This window comes from Odoribacter laneus YIT 12061, from assembly GCF_000243215.1.
GTDB lineage: Bacteria > Bacteroidota > Bacteroidia > Bacteroidales > Marinifilaceae > Culturomica > Culturomica lanea.
In genome coordinates this window covers 358,411-359,465 of the sequence record NZ_JH594597.1, presented here as the reverse complement: position 1 = coordinate 359,465, position 1,055 = coordinate 358,411, and the positions used below count along the sequence as shown (strand labels likewise).

At 27.0% G+C, this 1,055-nt stretch carries 1 protein-coding gene; it reads right to left on the bottom strand.

What is annotated here, in order from left to right; translation table 11 throughout:
* On the bottom strand, window positions 1–303 hold a 303-nt coding region (locus HMPREF9449_RS16725), incomplete at its 3' end, for a hypothetical protein (RefSeq protein ID WP_187118606.1).
* Between the last annotated feature and the right edge of the window lie 752 nt (window positions 304–1,055).

Below are 1,055 nucleotides of genomic sequence, written 5' to 3'. Positions count from 1 at the left end.
GATTATATAATTCGGAATTGTGTCTTTATAATGAATTTTAGTAAGTAATAAAGAATCCTCGGGAATTCTTCTGTACTTATTTAATAGCTCATCCTGTTCTATCATTTTATGTAGGACAGCACGACTCATAGAAGTATCTTCTGTAATTTGTTCTTTAATATTTAGTAAGGAATCTTTTTCTACCTGTTTTTCCTTATTCGATGTAATTTTAGAATTCTTACAACCTGTTACAAAAAAGAGTACCATTGATAAAATCAATAGTTTCATAATGATTATGCCTAATTTAGATATGATTTTCTCCATATAATTATCTTGTATAGAATAATTCATTAAAAATTTAGATAACTTTTGCTGATTATTCCCTGCTCCATTATTTTATTGCGTTTTAGCAATAGGATACGGTACATAAATCTCTATTTTTGTGTAAATATAAAAATATCATGGTTATTTATACAATTCAAATAGAGATAATGCGTAATAAAAGAACTGTTCTCTTATGATTTCCTTATCAAGATTAAAAAATAATTTTAATAGAGATGTAAAATTTCTATTATAATATGAAATTCAAATCAAATTCAAAATATTTTTCTGGTGTCAGAAAATTATTCTTCCTTCTTAAAGCTGTCATAAGAAAATAGATATAAAGTTTAGTCTTTCGTATTCTCTATTATCTTCCTTAGCTATCTAAGCTGGTTCGGTTATTGTTCCGTTTGCACATCCACTTATTAAAGCTTTAATGCACTTGAAAGCTTTCTATCCAACCGTTTTTGTAGGATTACTAAAGCTTGTTGTAAATTACCATTTCGTAGTATTTATAAGAATCCTCGGTCTTTATGATGTCCTTTTTCCCTCCGTTGTGTAAATATACGTAATATTTCGGCATCTAAAAATTGAAATAAAGACAGAAAATCCATCTCTTTACAAACGATTAAAAAGAAAACCGCAATAGGAATTCTCTTATTGCGATTTTCTACTTAAAATTTGAAAAGTCAATGTGAATAGCTAAAAATCAATGAACAAAAATCAAATCTCTTTAGCTATTCTATTACATCATC